General features: G+C 48.2%; 22 protein-coding genes. 3 read left to right on the top strand and 19 right to left on the bottom strand.

All coding sequences use genetic code 11. The features are described 5' to 3' along the window. Nucleotides 1-9: 9 nt before the first annotated feature. From BVJ53_RS07150 to croR, 3 genes are read right to left on the bottom strand one after another with little or no spacing between them, the layout of a single operon-like run. Entirely contained in the window at nt 10-1,320 is a 1,311-nt protein-coding gene (locus tag BVJ53_RS07150; RefSeq protein ID WP_129301814.1) for a D-alanyl-D-alanine carboxypeptidase family protein, read from the bottom strand. Beyond that, the gene (locus tag BVJ53_RS07145; protein WP_129301813.1) at nt 1,317-2,507 is read right to left on the bottom strand and encodes a sensor histidine kinase; all 1,191 of its coding nucleotides are present in this window, start codon (nt 2,505-2,507) and stop codon (nt 1,317-1,319) included. The genes BVJ53_RS07150 and BVJ53_RS07145 overlap by 4 nt, the downstream gene beginning before the upstream one ends. Nucleotides 2,508-2,510: 3 nt before the next feature. Then, a complete protein-coding gene (gene croR / locus BVJ53_RS07140) occupies nt 2,511-3,197 on the bottom strand; it encodes a response regulator transcription factor CroR (RefSeq protein WP_010489824.1) in 687 nt (228 codons plus the stop codon). Nucleotides 3,198-3,390: 193 nt separating this feature from the next. On the opposite strand from croR, the gene BVJ53_RS07135 reads away from it, so the two are divergent. After that, the gene (locus tag BVJ53_RS07135) at nt 3,391-4,080 is read left to right on the top strand and encodes a hypothetical protein (protein WP_129301812.1); all 690 of its coding nucleotides are present in this window, start codon (nt 3,391-3,393) and stop codon (nt 4,078-4,080) included. Between the two features lie 74 nt (nt 4,081-4,154). Here the strand turns inward: BVJ53_RS07135 and guaB are convergent, their stop codons facing one another. The 9 genes from guaB to rsmG form a co-directional block, all read right to left on the bottom strand. Further along, nucleotides 4,155-5,642: an IMP dehydrogenase gene (gene guaB / locus BVJ53_RS07130; RefSeq protein WP_129301811.1), complete on the bottom strand. Its 1,488-nt coding sequence runs from the start codon at nt 5,640-5,642 to the stop codon at nt 4,155-4,157. A 290-nt stretch (nt 5,643-5,932) separates the two neighbouring features. After that, a complete protein-coding gene (locus BVJ53_RS07125) occupies nt 5,933-6,493 on the bottom strand; it encodes an LPXTG cell wall anchor domain-containing protein (RefSeq protein WP_158280570.1) in 561 nt (186 codons plus the stop codon). Nucleotides 6,494-6,545: 52 nt separating this feature from the next. Continuing rightward, nucleotides 6,546-7,340: a DUF1129 domain-containing protein gene (locus tag BVJ53_RS07120; protein ID WP_129301809.1), complete on the bottom strand. Its 795-nt coding sequence runs from the start codon at nt 7,338-7,340 to the stop codon at nt 6,546-6,548. 55 nt (nt 7,341-7,395) lie between these two features. Then, nucleotides 7,396-8,502, bottom strand: a complete 1,107-nt coding sequence (ychF, locus tag BVJ53_RS07115; protein ID WP_129301808.1) for a redox-regulated ATPase YchF — start codon at nt 8,500-8,502, stop codon at nt 7,396-7,398. 24 nt (nt 8,503-8,526) lie between these two features. Continuing rightward, entirely contained in the window at nt 8,527-8,718 is a 192-nt protein-coding gene (locus BVJ53_RS07110) for a DUF951 domain-containing protein (protein ID WP_010489835.1), read from the bottom strand. A 26-nt stretch (nt 8,719-8,744) separates the two neighbouring features. Continuing rightward, nucleotides 8,745-9,617, bottom strand: a complete 873-nt coding sequence (locus BVJ53_RS07105) for a ParB/RepB/Spo0J family partition protein (RefSeq protein WP_010489838.1) — start codon at nt 9,615-9,617, stop codon at nt 8,745-8,747. Beyond that, on the bottom strand, nt 9,607-10,374 hold the full coding sequence (locus tag BVJ53_RS07100; RefSeq protein ID WP_129301807.1) for a ParA family protein: 768 nt from the start codon (nt 10,372-10,374) through the stop codon (nt 9,607-9,609). The genes BVJ53_RS07105 and BVJ53_RS07100 overlap by 11 nt, the downstream gene beginning before the upstream one ends. Before the next feature lie 9 nt (nt 10,375-10,383). Beyond that, nucleotides 10,384-11,211, bottom strand: coding sequence for a nucleoid occlusion protein (noc, locus tag BVJ53_RS07095; protein ID WP_129301806.1), 828 nt, complete (start codon nt 11,209-11,211; stop codon nt 10,384-10,386). A gap of 3 nt (nt 11,212-11,214) precedes the next feature. Further along, nucleotides 11,215-11,946, bottom strand: coding sequence for a 16S rRNA (guanine(527)-N(7))-methyltransferase RsmG (gene rsmG / locus BVJ53_RS07090; protein WP_129301805.1), 732 nt, complete (start codon nt 11,944-11,946; stop codon nt 11,215-11,217). A gap of 268 nt (nt 11,947-12,214) precedes the next feature. Here rsmG and BVJ53_RS07080 point away from each other — a divergent pair, with 268 nt between their 5' ends. Further along, nucleotides 12,215-12,595 carry a hypothetical protein gene (locus tag BVJ53_RS07080; RefSeq protein WP_129301804.1) on the top strand — a complete coding sequence of 127 codons (381 nt, stop codon included), beginning with the start codon at nt 12,215-12,217 and terminating at the stop codon, nt 12,593-12,595. A gap of 185 nt (nt 12,596-12,780) precedes the next feature. Continuing rightward, a complete protein-coding gene (locus BVJ53_RS07075) occupies nt 12,781-13,455 on the top strand; it encodes a type 1 glutamine amidotransferase (RefSeq protein WP_129301803.1) in 675 nt (224 codons plus the stop codon). Nucleotides 13,456-13,577: 122 nt separating this feature from the next. Here BVJ53_RS07075 and BVJ53_RS07070 read toward each other — a convergent pair whose 3' ends face one another. From BVJ53_RS07070 to BVJ53_RS07040, 7 genes are all read right to left on the bottom strand, one after another. Then, on the bottom strand, nt 13,578-14,198 hold the full coding sequence (locus BVJ53_RS07070) for an NADPH-dependent F420 reductase (RefSeq protein ID WP_129301802.1): 621 nt from the start codon (nt 14,196-14,198) through the stop codon (nt 13,578-13,580). A 157-nt stretch (nt 14,199-14,355) separates the two neighbouring features. Further along, nucleotides 14,356-15,003: a pyroglutamyl-peptidase I gene (gene pcp, locus BVJ53_RS07065; RefSeq protein ID WP_129301801.1), complete on the bottom strand. Its 648-nt coding sequence runs from the start codon at nt 15,001-15,003 to the stop codon at nt 14,356-14,358. A 14-nt stretch (nt 15,004-15,017) separates the two neighbouring features. Next, nucleotides 15,018-15,932: a DUF979 domain-containing protein gene (locus BVJ53_RS07060; protein ID WP_129301800.1), complete on the bottom strand. Its 915-nt coding sequence runs from the start codon at nt 15,930-15,932 to the stop codon at nt 15,018-15,020. Next, on the bottom strand, nt 15,932-16,618 hold the full coding sequence (locus BVJ53_RS07055) for a DUF969 domain-containing protein (RefSeq protein ID WP_129301799.1): 687 nt from the start codon (nt 16,616-16,618) through the stop codon (nt 15,932-15,934). The genes BVJ53_RS07060 and BVJ53_RS07055 overlap by 1 nt, the downstream gene beginning before the upstream one ends. A gap of 307 nt (nt 16,619-16,925) precedes the next feature. Beyond that, nucleotides 16,926-17,375, bottom strand: coding sequence for an Asp23/Gls24 family envelope stress response protein (locus BVJ53_RS07050; RefSeq protein ID WP_129301798.1), 450 nt, complete (start codon nt 17,373-17,375; stop codon nt 16,926-16,928). Nucleotides 17,376-17,410: 35 nt separating this feature from the next. Next, nucleotides 17,411-17,827, bottom strand: a complete 417-nt coding sequence (locus BVJ53_RS07045) for an Asp23/Gls24 family envelope stress response protein (RefSeq protein ID WP_129301797.1) — start codon at nt 17,825-17,827, stop codon at nt 17,411-17,413. An 8-nt stretch (nt 17,828-17,835) separates the two neighbouring features. Beyond that, entirely contained in the window at nt 17,836-18,033 is a 198-nt protein-coding gene (locus tag BVJ53_RS07040; RefSeq protein ID WP_010489875.1) for a hypothetical protein, read from the bottom strand. Nucleotides 18,034-18,085 lie beyond the last annotated feature (52 nt).

Raw genomic sequence — 18,085 nt, 5'->3', positions numbered from 1 at the left:
GGTTGTTACTTAGAAAATGTTACCGAAGAAATCACCAATCCCGCGGAAGATCAGGACAAAGAAGTTAGCTTTTTCATCTGTCTTCGTGGTCTTAAGCGTGATTCCTTCGCGTTTGGCACCACCGACAAAGCCAAGCTGGTCCCCTTTGGCCGTTACTTCCAGATGACCGATCGTCGTACCTTTCTTGACCGGTGCTTCAACTGTATTCTTTTTGATCCCTTTAGCCGGTGTGTAAGTATACTTCAACGCCTGTTTGCCAGTATCAGACGGCACGACAGCAATGGCTTTGGTGGCCGGTGCAATTGGCGTTGTCCGCTCTTTGCCGCGATTAACGTTGACGTTGCTGTAGCCCTTAATACTTTGACCAGCATCAGCCAGCTTAATCGTCTTCCAGTTTTCCAGAACATGATTCATCAATTTCTTGGTTTGGTCAAAACGCCGCGTTTTTGCATTTCCATTGGCGTGTAAGACAACTGTGATAATTCGCATGCCATTTTTTTCAACCGTACCGGTGAAGCAATCGCCGGCAGCATCGGAAGTACCGGTCTTCAAACCGTCAACCGGCAGATTTTTATCATATGAAACCAGCCCCTTCAGCATCCAATCCCAGTTTTCCATGTTAATCGCATCATCGGTTCCTTTACGGAAAGTCTGTTTAGGGATGCTGGTCGTTTTCAAAACTTCCGGATGATCCTTAAGTAAGTGTTGCGCGACTTGCGCCATATCTTTGGCGGACATTTCATTTTCCGCCTGATCGCCAGTTCCCGGTACTTTGGCGTCCTTCAATTGACTGTTATTCAAGCCAGTGACATTAACAATTTTAGCATCGGTAATGCCCCAGCTCTTGAGCTTAGCCGTCATTTGATTGACAAACTTTTCCTGACTGCCAGCCACTGTTTTGGCGAGCAGCATCATCGCGGCATTAGCCGAATAAATGAGTGAGGCATCGTACAATTCGCGAACCGAGTATGAACCATCGCGACGTAGCGGTACATTGCTAAGATCGCGATCCTGACTCAAAGACCAAATCGTCTTGTCCAGCGTTACTTTGTCGTTCCATTTGATTTTCCCTGATTGAATGGCATCCAAAACCAACTCAATACTCAACATCTTGGTCATCGAGGCAATCGGCAAAACAGTATCGGCATTCTTGGCATATAAAACTTTCCCGGTTGTGGGTTCAATGGCAACAGCAGCCTTGGCATCGACCAGATTCGTATCGCTACTTTCCGCAGCAGCAACCGAAACTGCCGGAGCAGCACCACCAATCATCAGTACCGCTACCATGGCGGCGATCAACCCACGCAACAACTTCTTCATTTTGACTTTCCTGCTTCCTCATTAGATTGTTTTTGTTTGTCAGTCAATGACGCACCGACTTTTAAAGGTAAATGAATCACGAAACTCGTCAACTCCGGACTGGAATCGGCATAAATATAACCACCATGCAGAGCAACAATGCTTTGGGCGATCGCCAATCCTAATCCTGTGCCGCCAGTTTCCTGCGAACGACTTTCTTCAACCCGATAGAACCGATCAAACAGCTGATTCAAGGCATCGTTGGGGATCTGGGCACCATCATTGGAAACTTTCACGACCACTTCACTGCCAACGCGTTGGGCATCCAGAAAAATATGGTGCCCGCCTTGACCGTACTTCAACGCATTGACAATCAGGTTATTGAACACCCGTCCCAACTTCTCGGTGTCAGCCTCCATCATTAATGGATTCGGCTCGCCACTGACAAGGATCCGCATATGCTTCTTGTGTGCTTCAAGCTCAAAACTAGCAGCAAGCTGTTCCAGCATCGCAATCATGTTGAAGCGAACCGGATTAAGCTTAGTGGTGGTGGACTTGACTTTCGTATATTCAAATAAGTCTTCAACCAGCACCTTCATTTGTTTGGCTTTCAAATAAGCAGTGTGCGTATATTTGAGCAACTCTTCATCACTGCGGTACTGATGGTCTTCAATCAAACCCAGATAACCGATAATAGACGTTAATGGCGTCCGAATATCGTGACTGACGTTCGTGATCAGCTCATCCTTGCTTTGCTCAATACGCCGTTCCTCCGCCATCGAATTAACAGTCGAATCAACCAGTGCATTGATGCTGCTGACAACCTTTTGTAGTTCGGTGTTGACTTCAAACTTAATCCGATGGTCAAGATGACCGTCCGCAATATAATGCAACTCAGCGATGACATGACGCATCTGCATTTGCCGATACCGCCGCGCCAAACGCCAATACACGACAATCACATCAGCAATCGCCATCATGGTCAGAAAAAGATTCGACCAGCTCCAGAGGTGAAAACCGCCGCGGCCAAAAGTCAGATTCATTTTCACGCCCCAAATGGCATTTTCCAATCCGGGATTGTGCGCGATCATTTGGTTAATCAACACTAACAACGCAAAGTTCAGCATCAGCAGCAAAATCACCGTTACAATGCCTTCAATCCACAGTTCGGATTTTTCCTTTGCGGTGAGTTTGACTTTTTCGCTCATGAACTAAGCCTCAACTTTGTAACCAACGCCCCAGACGGTTTCAATGACTTTCTCGCCATCAGTCGCCTCTTCAATTTTATCGCGAAGGTGTGACACGTGGACCATGACGGTTTTCGCCGACACGATGGACTCCTGTTGCCAAACCCGCTCAAAAATCTCATCAGCCGAGAAAACCCTATTGGGATGGCTAGCCAGTAAATACAGGATACCAAATTCCAAGGCCGTCAGTTGGATCTGTTTGCCAGTCAACGTGGTCACTTCATGACTGTCTTTTTTGATGGTTAACGGACCGACCTCAAGTACATCCGGCTCGGGGTTCGTCACTTCATTTTGGCTCCGACGCAACAAACTCTTGACGCGCGCCATCACTTCCAACGGGTTAAACGGCTTGGTCACATAATCGTCAGCGCCGGTAATCAGGCCTTGAATCTTGTCCATATCCGCCGTTTTTGCCGAGACAATGATAATCGGAATCTGTGAATCTTTACGTACTTCTTTCACCACGTCCATGCCAGACATATTCGGCATCATAATATCTAAAATCATCAAGGCAATATCCGGATTCGTCACGAGTTTGGTAATCGCTTCTTTTCCCGAGTATGCTTGAATAGGTTCATAACCTTCGTTTTTAACGTAAATGCTTAGTAATTCAACGATTTCTTTATCATCGTCAACAATTAATATCTTCATGTTTTTAACTCCATTTATAGAACGAATCGGTAAGGGCTGTCGCATCAATGTCCATTGTACCAAAATTGAACCGGGAATTCTTTACGAAAAGCCTAAGAAAATGCGGGTTGTGGGCGTTGAGAGAGGGCCTATCCATCCCATGGCTAAAGTCACGGGGGTTCCAGCTAGTCATAATTAAAAGGAGGTGGCATTTTTGGAAAATTTAACCAATGTTGTGGCCGCCAGTCTGCCTCGGGACATGCGGATCGCCGGTGTCAATATCGCGCATACCAGCGGCAGCACCTATTGGCTCTTGTCCTGGCAAGCCAACTGGTTAACATTGCGCCTTGCCACGCACCTTCACTGGTTAGACGGCGTGCAGCAACTACAGGTTATTTGGCCTGATATGCAGCAAATCGGCGGACTCAAGCCACTTTTGCATCAGGCACTGGTCAGCCCGGCAGCACGCCATGCAGCGTTTGCGGTTACGTCTGCCGATGTCAGCATTGCTAACATGTTGCTGTGGGCCGCGGCTCGCAAGCTTGTGTTCATGATGCGCCTCACCCCGGAGATGGCCGCCACTCACAAGCACCGGCCCTTTGATCTGCAAAAAGATCTCACACCGCTGCCGCTTTTCTTGGGTGATCGTAACAATAGTAATGATTTACTGCTACCGGTAGCTGATCGGCAACTGCAACAATATTTGATCCAATTCTATAGCAGGAATCTGTTATTCACGCAATTTTCCGGTCATCGCTTGATCAAACTGCTGCCAACCGCGCAATGGCTACAGACGATGTTGGCCGCGACACCGCCAGCGAGTGCGTGGCCTTTAACAGTGGCAACGACCTTTGGAACACAAGTGCTTGAGGTCATCCATCAGGCGCGATTGCAAAATCGTTAAATGGTAAATACAAAAGGAGCTTACAGACGACCACAATCAAGGGTATCTGTAAGCTCTTTTAATGACATCTTAAATTATTGAACCGAATAGTTCGGTGCTTCGCGCGTGATCTGAACGTCATGCGGATGGCTTTCGCGTAAGCCAGCGCCGGTAATCTGGATGAACTGTGCGTTGTCTTGCAGCTCTTTCAGGTTTGGTGCGCCGACATAGCCCATCCCGGATTCAATACCGCCGAGCATCTGGAAGATCACATCGCCGAGACTGCCTTTGTAAGCAACTCGCCCTTCGATCCCTTCAGGAACTAACTTGTTGGCTTCGTTGACGCCACTTTGGAAGTAGCGATCACTTGAACCATGCGCCTGCGCCATCGCGCCCAGCGAACCCATGCCACGATAAGTCTTGAAACGTCGGCCTTGATAAATTTCAAACTGGCCAGGTGCTTCATCGGTTCCGGCCAAAAGTGAGCCCAACATGACAGCGTTCCCGCCAGCAGCCAAGGCTTTCACGATATCACCGGAATACTTGATCCCACCATCGGCAATGATCGTTTTGCCACGTTTACGTGCCACCCCAGCAGCATCATAAACGGCAGTCAGCTGAGGCACACCGACACCGGCAACGATACGGGTGGTACAAATCGAACCAGGGCCGATCCCGACTTTGACAACATCAACACCGGCATCATACAGTGCTTCCGTTGCTTCCGCTGTCGCAACATTGCCGGCAATCAAGGTTGCCAGTGGAAAATGCTCGCGAATTTCCTTGATCTTGCGAATCACACCGGCACTGTGGCCATGAGCGGTGTCAATGACAATCGCATCAGCACCGGCATCTAACAAGGCCTGCGCCCGATCGAACGTATCGGAGGTGACACCAACAGCCGCAGCGACCAACAAGCGGCCATGTGCATCTTTAGCCGCATGCGGGAATTCAACCACTTTTTCAATATCTTTAATGGTAATTAAGCCACTAAGTCGACCGTTCTTATCAATCAACGGGAGCTTCTCAATCTTGCGAGCCTGCAAGATCGCTTCAGCATCTTTAATGGAAGTACCTGCCGGAGCCGTGACCAAACCTTCCTTTGTCATCACGGTGTCAATCAGGACGCTCTTGTCGTCGACATACCGTAAATCACGGTTAGTAATGATGCCGGTCAGCTTGCGATCGGTTGTGTTATTCACAATCGGCACACCGCTGATACGATACTTTTTCATCAATGCTTCTGCATCGCTTACCGGCTTATCGGCTGTCAGGAAGAAAGGATCCACAATGACGCCATTTTCACTGCGCTTAACTTTGAGCACTTCGTCAGCCTGCGCTGCGATGCTCATATTCTTATGAATAACACCCAATCCGCCTTGACGTGCCATAGCAATTGCCATCGCACTTTCGGTCACCGTATCCATCCCCGCCGAGATGATTGGGATATTCAACTTCAAGTTGTCCGCAAGTTGTACAGACAGATCGACATCGTGAGGCAAAACATGACTTTCTGCAGGTATCAACAACACATCATCAAATGTAAAACCACGTCGGGCAAACTTTGTATCCCAATGACTCATAGCGTAAATCCCTCTTTCAATTTTTAGTTGTGGTCTAATGTACTACCGGAAAGCAAACACGTCAAACGCGTCTGGCAATTTTTTTGAAAAGACCGGTATCATAGGCTTAAAAATGAAAGAAAATCTCATAATTGTTCAGTCAGGGACGAACAAAATTTTTTCTACCCTTAATGCAGGATTTTAATGTTCGCTTTTTCACCATTGAGCGTATTTCTCCATATCTATTGTTCGGATTAACACGGAAAGCCATTCTTCTGTGGTCATTGATTGACGGTGTTCAACCGATTTTCTTAGCCTTGTCGCCGCCACAACCAGGCACCTAATGCCGAGAGTAACGTTGCAAGTCCGGCTAAAAGTCCTGATTGCCCGAGTGCTTCTCCGGTTTGCGGTAAACCGTGGTTCGATCCGCTCGCTGCTGATGTTGCTGCCTGGGAAGTTTGTGAGGTTAGTGATGCCGTAGCGGATGCCTTCGATGGATTTTCCGAAGACGAAGCGCTTACCGACGGCCGACTAGATGCAACTGACGACTCAGCACTCGGCTTTTGCGAAGCTTTGGAACTTGCTTGGGATGAACTCGATTGGGAACTTGCTGAAGCAATCGCTAGCAACTTCACCGAAACAACGGCAGCCTTCTCATCCGCCGTTTCCCCGCCGATCAGGTTCCAGTTATACCCCACCGTCACATGCTGATCAGGCAATTCAAAATGGTAGAAAACATTGCGCTTAAATTGCGGATCATCGGTAGAAAAGGGAACGCGGCCTTGGGCGTGATGGCGGTTTTTGCCATTGCGACCAAGGTCCTTATACGCAGACTCCTGCGTCAGTGAGCGCGTTAAAAAAAGCCACCCCATTAACTGAGGTGACCATCATTAGCAAATCAACTTACTTTTAAAACTCAACCCACTACCGCCGGAAAAAGCTCTTGAGATGATACCGATGTTGCAAAAACCAGTGGGAACCATATGCGACAACGGCAATGATCAGATCGACGAACCAAGGCATTGCTCGGGTCAATGGTGTGTTAAGCATCGTTAAGGCGCCACCGATAATGGTAACTGCGAAAACCAACACAATTCCGCTACCTAGCACTAACCAGGCACTGCGACGATTCTTCTTGTCCCGTTCCATCCAATCAGCGTAGTACACAAAGAAAAGACCAGCCATGAGACTTAACATGACAAGATAAACAAAACTGTTGCTAGCATTATTTTGCGACTTCGGATTGATGTAAGTCATCACCCCGTACACAACTGCGAGAATAGCCATGAAAAACAGACTTTGATCGGCAACCAGCAACCAAAGCGGCTTTTTCGGTTCTGGCTTCGGTGCGTGTAGAATTTCACTTGCCTTTACCGTCACCGGCCCATAAAGTTGATTCGCCGGTTTGCCTTGCCGTTGGGCAGTAATCATTTCCGGCAACATTGTTTTAAGCAATGCTTCCTCATCCGCATCACTCATCCCGCCGTCCTTTAATTCACGCCGCAGCTTGAAAACATATTCGTTATTCTTATTCGTCAGCTTTGCGATCATTTCCGGTACAGTCGTGGCTGGCCGCTCTTGTTTAACATGGGCATTCTTGCTCGCCATCGTTGCTGCCGACTGCTGCACATCAGCCGCGGACGATGCCGCAGTCTGCTGTTGATCAACTGCAGCGCTGTCTACTGTTTGGTTCGTGTCCGTTGTTTGCTTCTTTGCCATTTGTAACTCCTATCTTAAAGTCATCATCATCGTGTGCGACTTTTCGGCTTGCACATTAAACATTGAACCGAAATTCAATGATATCCCCATCTTGCACTTGATATTCCTTACCTTCAGAGCGATAACGTCCAGCTTCCTTGACTGCCTGTACGGAACCATATTTGTCCAGATCCGTAAATGACATCGTCTCGGCCCGGATAAAGCCGCGCTCAAAGTCCGAATGAATGATACCGGCAACTTGAGGCGCCTTCATGCCGCGTTTAAACGTCCAGGCGCGGGTTTCCTTGCCGCCCGCCGTAAAGAAAGTTGCTAAGCCCAGCAAATGATAGCTAGCCTTGATGAGTTTATCCAAACCGGATTCATCGACGCCTTCTGCCGCCAAAAAGTCGGCTTTTTCGTCATCATCCAGTTCGGCAATTTCCTCTTCGGTCTTGGCCGAAATAGCAATCACTTCAGCGCCTTCTTTGGCCGCTTCGGCTTTGATTTGTTTGACGTAATCGACGGAATCCGGATCAGCCATGGCTTCTTCCGCAATATTGGCAACATAAAGCACCGGTTTGCTCGTTAACAAGAACAAGCCCTTGACGATCTTTTGTTCATCTTTATCAAAGTCAATACTGCGCACCATCCCGCCGTCTTCAAGAACCGGCTTGATCTTTTGCAACACTTTAAACTCCGTTTGGGCTTCCTTGTCTTTGGTTTGGGTACGAGCAACTTTTTCGACTTTAGCATATCGTTTATTGACCGAATCCAAATCGGCGATCGCCAGTTCCATGTTAATCGTGGCCATGTCTTCCAACGGATCGACTTTACCGGTGACGCTGGTAATGTTGTCGTCATCAAATGCCCGAACAACGTGCACAATCGCATCTACCTGGCGAATGTTTTCCAGAAACTTGTTGCCAAGCCCCTCACCCTTGGAAGCGCCTTTCACAATCCCGGCAATATCCGTAAACTCAAAAGTCGTATGAATAATTTTCTTAGCCGGAATCAATTCGTCAATCCGCGCCAACCGCTTATCCGGCACTTCGACCATCCCGACATTGGGATCAATGGTCGCAAACGGATAATTGGCCATTTCGGCGCCTGCTTTTGTGATTGCGTTAAAAAGTGTGGACTTACCGACATTGGGAAGCCCGACAATACCTGCTGTTAAAGCCATTTGCTTATTTCACACTTTCTATGATTAATCTGTCTGTTCTGCCTGACCTAAAACTTTCTTAAGCCGCTTCTCAAAATCACGGCGCGACATCATGACGATGTGACCGCACCCCGTGCAACGAATCTTAATGTCGGCGCCTAGGCGAATGACTTCCCATTTATTCGTTCCACATGCATGCGGCTTCTTCATTTGAACCAAATCATGTAATTGGTACATTCGTCTACCTCCAGAGTGTTGGCCGGTTAATCGATATTGACGTCTAGCATCGCCAAGATCCGGTTGAGATCTTGCTCGGATGTAAAATCAATTTCGATCTTGCCTTTGCCTTTACTGCCTTCATTAATATTGACTTTCGTGCCGAAGCGCTCACCCAACTGGTTTTCGGTCGCTCGGACATACGGTGATTTAGGCTTTTCTTTTGATGTCGAGCGACTTGTCCCGGCGTTCATCTGATTGATTAGCCGTTCAAGCTGGCGAACCGTTAAATTTTCACTAATGGTCTTCTTGGCAACACTGACCATCTTGGTTTTGTCTTTGAGACTTAACAAGGTTCGCGCCTGCCCCATTGATAGCTGATTGGCACTTAACATTTGCTTGACTTGCTGCGGTAACGTTAACAAACGTAGATAGTTGGCAATGTACGGCCGACTTTTGCCTAGCCGTGCGGAAACTTCTGCTTGCGTCAGGTTTAAGCGCTTGATCAACGTCTCATAAGCCTGTGCCTCATCCAGTGGCGTCAGATCCTCGCGTTGCAGATTTTCAAGCACCGCGATTTCCATCATTTCTGGATCGTTAAAATCGCGGACAATTGCGGGAATCGTTTCCTTGCCAGCTAGTTTAGACGCACGAAAACGCCGCTCACCTGTGATGATTTCATAACCGGAAACGCTTTTGCGCACAATAATCGGCTGGAAAACACCGGTTTGCTTGATGGAATCCGCCAGTTCCTTCAAGCCTTCCTGATCAAACGTTTTGCGCGGTTGATACGGGTTCGGTCGAATATCGACCAGTGGCAGTTCCTCAACGGTATTATTAGCACTCAGATCAGGGCTTTCAAAATCTTTGAAAATGGCGTCAATGCCACGCCCTAGTCCTTTACTGTTCTTATTCGCCATGAGCAGCCAGCACCTCCTTGGCTAAAGCTTCGTAAACTTCAGATCCGCGCGACTTTGGATCAAAATCCACGATCGGGAGACCATAACTCGGCGCCTCTGCCAATCGGGTAATCCGCGGAATCACGGTTGCATAGACTTTATCGCCAAAATACTTGCGCACTTCATCGATCACCTGCGCGCCAAGGTTCGTGCGGGCATCATACATGGTCAGCAACACCCCTTCGATCGCCAGATTTGGATTGAAATGTTTCTGGACAAGCCGAACGGTGTTAAGCAACTGGCTCAGGCCTTCCAACGCATAATACTCACTTTGAACCGGAATCAGAATCGAATCACTCGCCGTAAACGCATTGATTGAAAGCTGACCCAATGAAGGCGGGCAATCGATCAAAATGTAATCGTACTGATCCTCGATCGGATGAAGACCCAATTTCAAGCGCATCTCCCGCGCCATTTGACTGGTTAGCTCGATTTCGGCACCGGCTAACTGGATGGTTGCAGGGACGATGGACAGATTTTTATGTTTGGTTGGCAAAATGGCTTCGGTAATCGGATCTTCATTAACCAAAACATCGTAAATGTCTTTTTCAACTTGGGCTTTTTGCACCCCGACCCCACTCGTGGCATTGCCTTGAGCGTCAACGTCCACAATCAGGACTTTTTTACCAAGGTTAGCTAAACAGGCCCCTAGATTAATAGTCGTTGTTGTCTTGCCAACCCCGCCTTTTTGATTGGCGACAGCGATGATGTGTGTCATGAGCTCCCCCTATCTCTTCTCTTTCGGAATCTCGATAATCATGCGGTAAGCGTCATCGGTATCTTCTTCTTTGGCCGTGACGGTCATACCGGTATCGCGAATCATTTTGACTGAACGTTTCAGCGTATTCCAGGCAATGCGGGTATCGTGGCTAACGGCTGACCGACGAACTTTTGGCTTGGGCTTTTTCTCTGGTTTTTTTGGTCTTAACCATTCATTGACCAAACCAGCCGTTTCTTTGACTGTTAGTTTATCTGACACGATTTGGTGTAATGCCTGTTCCTGGCGATCCTCATCAAGCTTCAGTAGCTCTCGGCCGTGCCGCTCGCTGATGACCCCTTTCATGATGGCTTCCTGAACCGGGGCATCGAGCTTCAGCAAGCGGATCTTGTTAGCAACAAATGCCTGACTCTTGCCTAGTTGCTGGGCCAAGGCGCCTTGGGTCAACTGGTTGAGCTTCATCAAAGCCACATACGCCTGGCCTTCTTCAATCGCACTCAAGCCTTCGCGTTGCAGGTTTTCAACCAGTGCCATGGACGCGCTTTCGTCATTATCCATCTTCTGGACAATTGCCGGTGCTTTTTCCCAGCCCAACAACTGCATCGCCCGATAACGCCGCTCCCCAGCAATGATTTCATATTGATCTGGTGCATATTCACGCACGATAATCGGTTGCAGCAAGCCATGTTCCTTAATCGTCGCCGCCAGCTCCTGAATCGAATCTGCTGAAAAGACTTTCCGCGGTTGAAACTGATTGGGGGTAATGGCATTCAATGGTAACTGTTGCACAACAGTCTCGTCGTTTGGCTTTTTATGGCCAAAAAATGATAAAGCCACGCGTTATGCACCTCCCAATGGTTGCTTCTTTGGTACCCCTGGCTTGCGAGGGTACTTATTTGGTGTTGCCTTCACTTTCTCGATCACCAGCAAATGCCGGGTATCGCCCGTTTCCGGTAAAGTTAGCGCCGTATCCTGGACTAACTTGCCGCCCAACAAGCTGATTGCCGGCTTGGCGGCGATGAGTTCTTCTGCTGTTGCGGCAGCTTTCATGGCCACAAATCGCCCTTGTTGCTTCACCAGTGGCAGGCACAGTTCAGCTAAAATATTAAGCGCCGCCACTGCACGGGCTGTGACCAAATCGAATTGGCCGCGGTGTGCTGATTTTTTGGCACCAAAAGTTTCGGCGCGATCATGGAATAGCTGAACATCTGTCAATTTTAAGCGTGCCGTCAAGCGTTCGAGGAAGCCGATCCGTTTTTGCAATGAGTCGACAATTGTGATTTTTAACTGCGGAAACGCAATTTTAAGCGGAATCGAAGGAAAACCGGCACCGGCACCGACATCACAAAGCGATAACGGCTGGCTTTGCAAATCCGGCAGCACCATCCCCAGCGTCAATGAGTCATAAAAGTGCTTGAGGTAGACGTCCCCTTCAGCTGTGATGCCCGTCAGATTCATTTTCTCATTCTCGCTGATCAGATATTGGTAATAAGCCGCGAACTGATCCTGCTGGCGGTCATCCAAGACGATGCCGTGATCAGCCAGAGCGTGGACAAAAGCTGTTGGATCCATGTCTGCCTCCGTTTTTTCAATTTGATTTTGTGGAACAAACAAGGTTTCACGTACCTGTCAAGTGTAACGTAAAAGTGCCGTGTGCTCAACCGTCTTCTTGACGTGAAAACGGGTCAAAAATGGATATAGGCGTGTAGTCCCTTGGCAACTTTTTCTATATTAAGCAACACGTGAAAACAGGTTGTGCGATGATAAACGCTGAACCGTTTTGACAATCTTTCCTGACAGTTCGATAATGAAATAGTAACTTAACTCAGAGGCGAAAAAAATGGAATTAGACGGCAAAGAAATCAAGGAAAACGAACAACTGACCGATGCCCAACTGACTGATTTGCATCAGCAGTATCAGGCTTTGTGGGACAAATTAAAAAAAGATAACTATCGAACCGATCATCAGTTCATGGAAGTCTTATATGAAGAACCCGACAATATTCAGAACTATGAAGCGGCGTTTTTCACGTATCAGATCCGGAAAGATACCGGTGACAACCAGTTCGATCAGTTGAATATCATTTTAAACAACAAACCGACTTTTCATGATCAGCCTGATGAATTCGTATTTGAGATTAGTGATTATCCTGATATGGATGCGATTTATAAGGCGATCGAGGAAAAGGCCCAGCCTTGGATCAAGGCTCACAAGCGCTAGCATTTTGGCGAACGTCAGAGCTTAAACGTCAATGCGGTTAAAGAACCGATCACGATTTACAATGACCGATCTTTAACCGCATTGTTTTGATGCCGAAGTGTCAGCCGCCCAATGCGAGGACTTCTCTTTCATCATGAATTTGTGATAAGCTGTTGCCAATCAAACCAAACGGAGGCACTTGATTCATGGCAGACACAATCAAAATCGCGTACTTGTACGAAGATCTCATGAATACCTATGGCGACAGCGGCGATGTTAAAATTCTGCGCTATTTGTTGAATCAACAAGGCTACCAAGTGCGAGTCGATAACATCAGCCTCGGCGACGACTTCAACGCCAACGACTATGACTTTATTTTCTTCGGCGGCGGTCAGGATTATGAACAAACTGTCGTGGCCAAAGATTTGTTGCGTTACGCGAAAACGTTGGGCCAATATATCGAAAATGGCAAACCGATGCTGGCGATTTGCGGTGGCTATCAATTGCTAGGCGATTATTACAAGACCAGTGAAGGCACCGTGATCAAGGGGCTTGGCATTTTGCCGCTGCACACGGTGTTCAAACCCGATAGTCGTATGATTGGCGACACCAAGTACCAAACTGAATTTGGAACCGTTAAGGCGTTTGAAAACCACAGCGGCCGAACCTATTTTGACGACAAGAACAAGCTTAAACCTTTAGGCAAAATGATCGAAGGCTACGGCAACAATCCTGAAGACGGTGTCGAAGGGATGCGCTACAAGAATACCATCGGCAGTTATTCCCATGGGCCTATCCTCAAAAACCAGAACATCGCCAAAGCCATTGCCAAAATGATCGTACAAAATCACAAAGACCGCATCGGACAGCCTGCGCACTAACACTGCGCCCGGCGCTGAACGATTCGGCCTTGATCTCTTTTAGATTTTAGACGTATCAATAAAACGGAAAGCTGCCTCATGCCCGAGCCTAAAATGACACGCGCATGAACAGCAGCTTTCCGTTATTTATTTGCCTGCGCCCGCACCTGATCGGCATCTCCCGTAAACAGGAACAACGGGCCATCTGCCTGTGCCGGATAGCTATCTGCTAAATCACCAAGATCCACGGCGTCAAACCCGATTTTCATAATCAAGTCCGTCACGATTTGTTTGGCCTCAGCATCATCGCCGGCAATCGGAATCGCAATTCGATCGCTTGACTGGTTCGGCTTAGCCAGACTGCGGATCTTCGTCATGGCAATGGTGTTGAACGCCTTCACCACTTTCTTGGTACCGAAGTGCTGCGCCACCAGCTCCGAAGAAGTTGTGCGATGCTCGGTCAATGCCGGGCGCTCGCCATCACGGCTAGGAAAATAGTTCGTCGCATCAATCACGACCGCATCTGCTTTTACCTTTGTCGGCAACTCGTCTAGCGCATTGAACGGCACTGCCAACACGACAATATCTTGATCAGCCGCCTCCGCGACGGTGCCTGCTTCGACCGTCGACCGCATTTCCGCAATAACCGGCGCCAACGAAGCCACACCATGCCGATGTGACAAAATCACCTTTTCACCAACATGACTGAAAAGCTGACCAAGCGCACGGCCTACATTCCCTGATCCAATAATCCCGATACTCACGCAATCACCCTCCTTGTATAGGTTCATTGAGTGAAAACTTTCTACCACTATTATTATATCGCCTATGGGAAGGAAACGGAAAATACGGAGATTGTTTCTATTAGAAGCATGAGCTTTCGATTTTTAATTTTAGTAACGTGCTCTCACCATACTGTGTTTAATGATTCTTACCTTCCACAGTTTCAAGATCACCCTTACCATCGCGTTCAACAATCGCCTTGATCGCCGCCGTGATGCCCTTTACATCGTCCTCAAGCGACAATGCAGGCGTTTCTGGTCGGGCAACGACTTGCTCCGGCAAAAATGGAATGTGCATAAAGCCGGCTTTGATGGTCGGAAATTCCTTGTCGCGCATGTATTGCACCTGATAGAAAATGTGGTTGCAGACATAGGTGCCGGCTGTATTGGAAACTGCGGCCGGGACGCCGGCTTCGCGAATCGCTTTTGCCATCGCTTTAATCGGCAGCTGGGTAAAATAAGCCGTTTGCCCATCTTCGTGAATCGTATGGTTCAGCGGCTGATAACCGGCATTGTCTTTAATCCGGCCATCATCCAAGTTGATAGCCACTCGCTCCGGCGTCAATTCAAAGCGACCGCCAGCTTGGCCAATACTAAGCACATAGTCCGGCTTTTCTTTCACAATCGCATCATGAACCACGTCAGCAGACACGTTAAACTTAGTCGGAATTTCCAGCTTCACAATCGTTGCGCCGCTAATTTCGTCTGGCAAGCGTTTAACCGCCTCAATTGCCGGATTAATTTTATCATCGCCAAAAGGGTCAAAACCCGTTACAAGAATCTTCATAATCAGTATCCTTTCTAAAATGCCAAGAAATACATCAAGCCAATTTGAATCACCAGTAACAGCACGGCAATCGGTGCCTGTTGCTTGATGACGCCCAATGGATCGTCCATTTCCAGCAACGCAACCGGCAGACTGTTAAAGTTGGCTGCCATCGGTGTCAGTAAGGTCCCACAATACCCCGACGTCATGCCAATCGCCGCAACAATCGCCGGATTGGCACCTTGGGCAATGACAAATGGAATCCCAATGGCGGCGGTAATCACCGCAAAGGCCGCAAATGCATTTCCCATAATAATCGTGAACAAGGCCATCGCCACACAGTATAAGATGACGCCACCCAGATGACTACCAGCCGGAAACAGGCCAGCAATTAACTTAGCTGTTAGTGAACCGACACCAGCTGCCGTGAAGACTGCCCCTAAGGTTGCCAATAACTGCGGTAAAATCCCAGCAGCGCCAACTGAGCGAACCATCCGCTGCGTATCACTATAAACCATTTTTCCAGATGCTCTTGTCATGATGATCGCAACAATTAAGGAAACTGCCGCGCCGATCCCGATGCCGACTTGCCCGCCAAGCTTGGTAAACTGGGCAACACCGATCGAAACAACAGCCAACACGACGCTCGGAGCAAAGACCCAGCCACCGAGTCGCTTGGCAGCCTGAGCCGCATGCACACCGTCAACCGGTTTGATTTTTCCGATTTGAATCTGCTTGAACAAGGCCAGAACGCCGATGACGACAACCAAGACTCCGACAATCATGGCCGGTAGTAATGTGCCAAAAGCGAAAATAACCGCCATGATGAGCCAAAATAAGCCAGTTCCAATGCGCGCCGGGTTATCTTTTGCGCGAAACGATTCAATCCCGGCTATGGCCATCACGACGCCAATCAGGGCATAAAGGACTAAAAGCAAGGTATCAACCATTAGCGCTTGCCCCCTTTGCTGCTGCCTGTCGCGTTCTCAAACTGGCGATCAAACCAGCGATTATAAATAGCCACAACGACTAATGTGATGATCGCAACAGGAATAGACGCCAACACGACCTGCATGGGTTCAACCGGATGCTTGAGGCCTTTCATCGTACTGGCGATCAATAAGACTCCCGCTGTTGCCACAAACAGATTCTGGGCAAAAAAGTTACCGAAATTATCTGTCGCTGCCGACCGCGCTTTGATGAGATCAATTTCCTTATCTGTCAGTTTACGTTTGGATTCAGCCGCCGCGGTGACCATTGGCGTAATCAACGGACGGACAAACTGCACCTGGCCAGACAATGAAATGCCAAAAACACCGCCTAATTCGCGGATCAATAAGTAAAGGTTCAAAATACGACTGGGCGTGAGCTTTTTAAGTTTTTGAATGCCGTTGACCGCCACTTCTTTTAAGCCATGGCTTTCAACCAAGCCGATCATAGGCAGTGTCAAGAAGAACAAGGACACCATTCGATTGTCAACGAAACTCTGGCCCAATGTCGTCAATAAGTCCGGAATGCTCATGCCGGAGAAGACAGCCGTTACAATCGCGGCCAGCACCACAACCGCTGTGGTATCCCACTTCAAAGCAAAGCCGACAACAATGATCACAATGCCGAGTAATTTCAAATATTCCATGCTGTTCCTCCTTATCCATAATGATGAAAATTCTAAAGGTTATCCGTGGGAAGGTCAATTAATTAAGGTTCGCGACTATTTAAAACAGCGATTATTTTATGGCGGACAATTTTTTGAGCGTTGTCCAGTTGGCCAAATGCAATGAGAGTAGCTAAAAAGGGATAGCCCCGTTGGCTGGGGTTATCCCTTTTGTGTTGAAATGCGTTCACTGGGCCAGAAGTCTGCGTGTAAGAACCTCAGGCGCAATGGCCAAGGTCGGGCCATCACGCCTGAGGCCACTTACACTCCGACTTCTAACCGCGCCAGTTCACGCTCTTAGGCTGGTTGCATCTCTTTTTCGTTGTCCTTCTCTTTCGTTGTCCTTCTCTTTATCTTTTGCCTCATTGCGGGCGATTTCTTCTCTTGTCAGCATGTCTTTGACCGTCATCTTGACTTCAGTGACATTCAAGCCGGTCATTTGCCGCACATTTTTGGCCACAGCCATGGTGACTTTGTTGAAGATGTCCGGTACGTTTTCACCATAGCGAACCGTGGCATCAAGCGATACGGAAACATCTTTGTCATCACTTAAATCAACGCTGACACCTTTTGTCGGATCTTCATCTTTGGTGAACATATCAGTGATATTCGCCATCATGCCGCCTTCAAGCGAGTAGACGCCTTCGACTTCATTGCAGGTGATCCCGACGATTTTAGCAATCACCGCGTCGTCAAATTTAAGTTCCTTCTTGATGCCGTTTTGTTTGTTGTTATCCATCTTAATCGCTCCTTTTTTTGAGGTCGTTTCGTGATTTAACGTTTTTGCCATTCGCGTTTGGTCAACACGTCTTTGACATGCATGTTCAATTCAATTAACTGTAGGCCGGTCATGCGCTCGATTTGTGCGCTGATCCTTTCGCACAGCTGTTTGAAAATAGTCTGGGCGTTGCTGTCGAATTCCAGGAAAACGTCCATATCGATCGCAACCTGCTTTTCCCCGACTTCCGCCGAGATGCCTTTGGTAATGTTCTCACCGCTGGAAAAAGTTTCAGTCAGATTATCCATCACGGAACCATCCATCCCCAAAATGCCATCGACATTCTGGGCACAAATCGCGGCAATTTTTTCGATGACTTTATCTTCAAACGTCACCCGACTATTCGCCATCAACGTCTCGTGCTGGTCTGCTTTTGGTGCCGGTACGGGTTTTGGCGGTGCTACTGCATCCATCAACTCACCTACTTTCCTTTACTAAATGCATCTTTGCCAGACGTTAGCCAGCTCATGAGGTTGCCCCAGTTAGGAACAAGATAACGCTCAATGAGCCAGCCTAATCCGCCAAAAATCACGACAAGCATCATGCCCATGAACCCGAAACGCATCCAGGCAAAGGCAAGAATGACGCCAATCACAGCTCCGATTGTTCCTTGCTGCATGCTGTTATCACCCTTTCGTAGCTGATGAACGCTGATGCCAACGATGCTTAGG

Source organism: Lacticaseibacillus chiayiensis (assembly GCF_004123795.1).
In the GTDB taxonomy this organism is placed as follows: Bacteria; Bacillota; Bacilli; order Lactobacillales; family Lactobacillaceae; genus Lacticaseibacillus; species Lacticaseibacillus chiayiensis.
The sequence above is the reverse complement of the archived record's forward strand: the minus strand, read 5'-3'. Positions and strand labels throughout refer to the sequence as shown.

Coding starts and splice junctions, on each gene's coding strand:
- BVJ53_RS07075 (WP_129301803.1), top strand. CDS start 12,781: ATGGCAGACACAATCAAAATCGCGTACTTGTACGAAGATCTCATGAAT.
- BVJ53_RS07150 (WP_129301814.1), bottom strand. CDS start 1,320: ATGAAGAAGTTGTTGCGTGGGTTGATCGCCGCCATGGTAGCGGTACTG.
- BVJ53_RS07125 (WP_158280570.1), bottom strand. CDS start 6,493: ATGGGGTGGCTTTTTTTAACGCGCTCACTGACGCAGGAGTCTGCGTAT.
- BVJ53_RS07105 (WP_010489838.1), bottom strand. CDS start 9,617: ATGGCGAATAAGAACAGTAAAGGACTAGGGCGTGGCATTGACGCCATT.
- BVJ53_RS07040 (WP_010489875.1), bottom strand. CDS start 18,033: ATGCAGCAAGGAACAATCGGAGCTGTGATTGGCGTCATTCTTGCCTTT.
- BVJ53_RS07055 (WP_129301799.1), bottom strand. CDS start 16,618: ATGGAATATTTGAAATTACTCGGCATTGTGATCATTGTTGTCGGCTTT.
- BVJ53_RS07100 (WP_129301807.1), bottom strand. CDS start 10,374: ATGACACACATCATCGCTGTCGCCAATCAAAAAGGCGGGGTTGGCAAG.
- BVJ53_RS07120 (WP_129301809.1), bottom strand. CDS start 7,340: ATGGCAAAGAAGCAAACAACGGACACGAACCAAACAGTAGACAGCGCT.
- ychF (WP_129301808.1), bottom strand. CDS start 8,502: ATGGCTTTAACAGCAGGTATTGTCGGGCTTCCCAATGTCGGTAAGTCC.
- BVJ53_RS07060 (WP_129301800.1), bottom strand. CDS start 15,932: ATGGTTGATACCTTGCTTTTAGTCCTTTATGCCCTGATTGGCGTCGTG.
- guaB (WP_129301811.1), bottom strand. CDS start 5,642: ATGAGTCATTGGGATACAAAGTTTGCCCGACGTGGTTTTACATTTGAT.
- BVJ53_RS07050 (WP_129301798.1), bottom strand. CDS start 17,375: ATGGATAACAACAAACAAAACGGCATCAAGAAGGAACTTAAATTTGAC.
- BVJ53_RS07145 (WP_129301813.1), bottom strand. CDS start 2,507: ATGAGCGAAAAAGTCAAACTCACCGCAAAGGAAAAATCCGAACTGTGG.
- BVJ53_RS07080 (WP_129301804.1), top strand. CDS start 12,215: ATGGAATTAGACGGCAAAGAAATCAAGGAAAACGAACAACTGACCGAT.
- BVJ53_RS07110 (WP_010489835.1), bottom strand. CDS start 8,718: ATGTACCAATTACATGATTTGGTTCAAATGAAGAAGCCGCATGCATGT.
- BVJ53_RS07045 (WP_129301797.1), bottom strand. CDS start 17,827: ATGGATGCAGTAGCACCGCCAAAACCCGTACCGGCACCAAAAGCAGAC.
- croR (WP_010489824.1), bottom strand. CDS start 3,197: ATGAAGATATTAATTGTTGACGATGATAAAGAAATCGTTGAATTACTA.
- pcp (WP_129301801.1), bottom strand. CDS start 15,003: ATGAAGATTCTTGTAACGGGTTTTGACCCTTTTGGCGATGATAAAATT.
- rsmG (WP_129301805.1), bottom strand. CDS start 11,946: ATGGATCCAACAGCTTTTGTCCACGCTCTGGCTGATCACGGCATCGTC.